Annotated in this window: 3 protein-coding genes; 2 read left to right on the top strand and 1 reads right to left on the bottom strand. The window is 52.4% G+C overall.

The annotated features are described in order from the left end of the window. Positions 1–47 precede the first annotated feature (47 nt). Together Q0294_RS05865 and Q0294_RS05860 are read left to right on the top strand one after the other, a co-directional pair. Positions 48–446: a hypothetical protein gene (locus tag Q0294_RS05865; RefSeq protein WP_299461859.1), complete on the top strand. Its 399-nt coding sequence runs from the start codon at positions 48–50 to the stop codon at positions 444–446. A 237-nt stretch (positions 447–683) separates the two neighbouring features. Beyond that, on the top strand, positions 684–1,481 hold the full coding sequence (locus Q0294_RS05860; protein ID WP_299461857.1) for a phytanoyl-CoA dioxygenase family protein: 798 nt from the start codon (positions 684–686) through the stop codon (positions 1,479–1,481). A gap of 204 nt (positions 1,482–1,685) precedes the next feature. On the opposite strand, the gene Q0294_RS05855 is transcribed toward Q0294_RS05860, so the two are convergent. After that, a partial coding sequence (locus Q0294_RS05855) for an MMPL family transporter (RefSeq protein WP_299461855.1) occupies positions 1,686–3,464 on the bottom strand: 1,779 nt, incomplete at its 5' end.

The following is a 3,464-nucleotide window of genomic DNA, read 5'->3' as shown; positions in this document are numbered from 1 at the left end:
ATGTAGCAACTTATCTAAGTTGATTATTTTTTTTGAAGTGGTGTCAGATGGTCCATTCACGTCATCAACAAATTTCGTCGCGTACCGGATTTCTGCTGCTGTTCATCGCCATTGCGTTGCCGGTTGTGCTTTCGTTCCTGATGGCGGATCGAAGTCTGCTTGCGATCCCGCCGCTGGTGGTGCCTTTGATTCTGATGGCGGTCTGGAGTGATCTCGGATTTGTCCTGGGGTTCTTTTTCTTCTGGGCCACGTGGATTGGTCTGACAGCGGGCAGCGGGGAGCCGGGGGAGGTCGACAATATGATTCCCGGGCTGGCGATTGGTCTGGGCTGGATGCCTTACGTGCTGTTTTATGGGCCGGTGTTCCTGTTCATGAAATCGAATGACCGATTTAAGGCGGAGTGGTTGGGGACGCATTCAGACGAAGCACTGGATCAGGAAGTGTGAGGTGATTTGTGATCAACGGAAATAGATCCGTGTATTCCGTCCCCCACGAATGATGTCGAGACCTCCGCGTGTTGCTCCCTGCTGTACAATTAGAATTTCTGAGTTGCCATCCTAATGCGAATTGACAGCTTTAAATTTCCCGACGTGAATTGTATTATAAGCGTGTAAGTCGGACCGGGGATTGCGTTTTTCGGATCTGGTGCCGACTGGAAGCCTTTTTGATCAGAGTTGAGAGCTATGTCTTCACCTTCACAGTCTGTAACGAACGATCGGCTGACATCCGAAGAACTTGATAAATTCGAGCAGGACGGGTACCTGATTTTGCGTAATCTTTGTCCCGAATCGCTGCGGCAGGAGATGCTCGCGGCGACGAAAGACGGGTTGGCGCGTGTCGTGGAGCCGGTGGAGTATGAAGCGGATGTGGAATATCCGGGCTCGCCTCCGTCCCGGAATGTGATGGGGGGGGAAACCGTGCGGCGGTTGAAACAGGCGCACAGCCGGGGGATGAGCTTTACGGATTTCATCAACCATCCCGCTCTGGTCGGACGGTTGGCACAATTGCTGGGGCCCGATTACGTGATGCCTCTGGCGCATCACAATTGCATTATGACCAAACAGCCCGAATTCAGCAGCGATACGTTATGGCATCAGGATATTCGATTCTGGTCGTTTGAACGGAAAGAGCTGATCAGTGTCTGGGTCGCGCTGGGCGAGGAAAATCTGGATAACGGTTGTCTGAAAGTGATTCCCAAGACGCATCGGATGGAGTTTGCGCCGCAGCGTCTGGATGAGCGGATTTTTCTGAGAACGGACCTGGATGAGAATCAGGATCTGATTAAGACGAGTGTCTCTGCGGAATTGCATCCAGGCGATATTTTGTTCTTTCATTGTCGCACGTTTCATGCGGCCACGCGGAATTTTACGAATCAGCCGAAGTTCTCGGCGGTGTTTACATTTCGGCCTGCGGATAACCCGCCTGTGGCTGGTTCGCGCTCGGCGGAGTTGCCGGAATTGATGATTCACACTTCCCGTTAGGTGGGGCAGTTCTCTGCAGTTGGGTTGATGGTTCCGGATCGGGATGTGAAAGCGTGAATTTCTGGTGGCAGTACACGGCTTGAATGTATTCGAATTCATCCTGTTTTAGAGAGTTTTTCTCACTGTCGGGCTAGCCGACAGTGGCACACGCTACCGGGTTTGAAATTCGAAATCATCCCCTGTTTAATGCGAATTTTGCAGAGGCTATTTGACCTGGGGTGAATCGAGTTTTCGTTGGGGTTTGGTTTCCAGGAACTGGGCGGCTCCAAGATATTTTCCCCAGGAGCCGAAGTAGCCGCGATAGAGCATGATGAGATAGGCGGGGACGATGATGGGGCGGATGATAAACGTATCCAGCAGCACTCCAAACGCGAGTGCAAAGCCGAGCTGATGCATGCCGACCAGTGTGCCTGCCATCAGCGAGGAAAACGTTCCGGCCATGATGATCCCGCAACTGGAAATAATTCCGCCGGTATTTTTCAGAGCGGTAATCACGCCTTCCACCGGCCCGACCCGTTTTTGCTCTTCATCGATGCGAGTAATCAGGTAGATATTGTAATCTTCGCCGACGGCAATCAGAATCGTGAAGAGAAACATGGGGACTTTCCAGTCCAACCCGGCAAAGTTTTGTGGATCGAGTGCCCAGAATACGGCAAAGGTGATTCCGAGCGTCACGAGATAACTGAAAAAGACGCTGAGAATCAGATAGGCTGAAATCGCGGGGCGTCTGAGCAGAATTACCAGAATTAGAAACACGCTGCCTAGTACCAGAACGTCGATCCGGCCCTGATCCTGATCGGTCACGGCTTTCAAGTCGCTGATGCTGGCGGTGGCGCCAATATAATAGAGCTTCGTATGATCGCGCAGATCTGCCGGCAGTGATTTGCTGACTGCTTTTTTGACGCGTTCGAGTTGCATCATGCTGTCGCGTGAGAAGGGATCTTTTTCGAGGATGAGATCCATGCGTGTGACATGGTTTTCCAGGTTTGGTTCCGAACTGACATAGTAGTTTTTGATTAACTTGATGCGGCCGAGTGCGCCTATTTTTTTGAATCCCGTCAGGTTTTTTGCTTTTTCCATTTCATCTGCTGCGCCAATCCCGAAGGGTTTGGTCATGTTGCGGATGTCGGCGATCCCCAGCTCTTCTTTGTGTTTTAGCAAATCGTCGGTGAGCGTTTCGATGGCGACGCGGCCCTGAGGATCGGAAAAGTTGATGTTCGGGTTCTGGAATAACAGTGTCAGTGGTCCGGTGGCACCTGCGGGGTAATGGCCTTGAACGGCTTTGGTTCCGACAACGCTGGGATCTTCGCTGGGGAGTTCGGAAAGTAAGCCATAGCTCAAATTTCCATAGCAGGCGAGGCTGATCAGCGCGAAGGGAGCGAGAATGGCTGTGGTGGTCAGCCAGATTTTACCGGGGCTTTTGAGCAATGCTGCGGAAACCGATTCCCAGATCGAGCCGGTCCAGTTGCGTTGCATCAGTCGGGCCATGACGCTGGAAGGAGTCAGCCAGCCGGCAGAAACCGCCACCCGTTCATTGAAAGATTGTGGCCAATAGGCAAATCGTCCGGCCAGGCAGAGCAGGGCGGGGGAGAGCGTCAACGAAGCAAGGAGCACAAAAAACAGGCTCATTGACATGGCGATGCCGGCCTGCTGGAACTTGCCGAATTCCGCAAAATACATCATCCCGATCCCGCACATGGTAGTGCCTGCACTGGCGGCTAAGGCGGCTCCTACGGTTGTGATCGAGTTGGAAATGGCTTCATTAAAAGTACATTCTTTATCCAGTTCTTCCCGATGCCGGGCGATCAGAAACAGGCAGTAATCTACGCCGGCACCATACAGAATCACGGTTACGTAGACTTCAATTCCGGAGAATAATCCGACCCAGCCCCACGATGCCAGAATCGCGAGAACGGAAAGGGCGATCTTGACGGAAACAAAGACCGTAAATAACGGGATCAGCGCCAGAATCGGTGCGCGATA

Origin of the sequence: uncultured Gimesia sp., from assembly GCF_937919775.1 — a bacterium.
Lineage (GTDB): Bacteria > Planctomycetota > Planctomycetia > Planctomycetales > Planctomycetaceae > Gimesia.
Note: the sequence above shows the minus strand (reverse complement) of the source record. Positions and strands in the feature narration are given on the sequence as shown.

Excerpts from the sequence above, each read along its gene's own strand:
- Q0294_RS05865 (WP_299461859.1), top strand. The coding sequence starts at position 48 with ATGGTCCATTCACGTCATCAACAAATTTCGTCGCGTACCGGATTTCTG.
- Q0294_RS05860 (WP_299461857.1), top strand. The coding sequence starts at position 684 with ATGTCTTCACCTTCACAGTCTGTAACGAACGATCGGCTGACATCCGAA.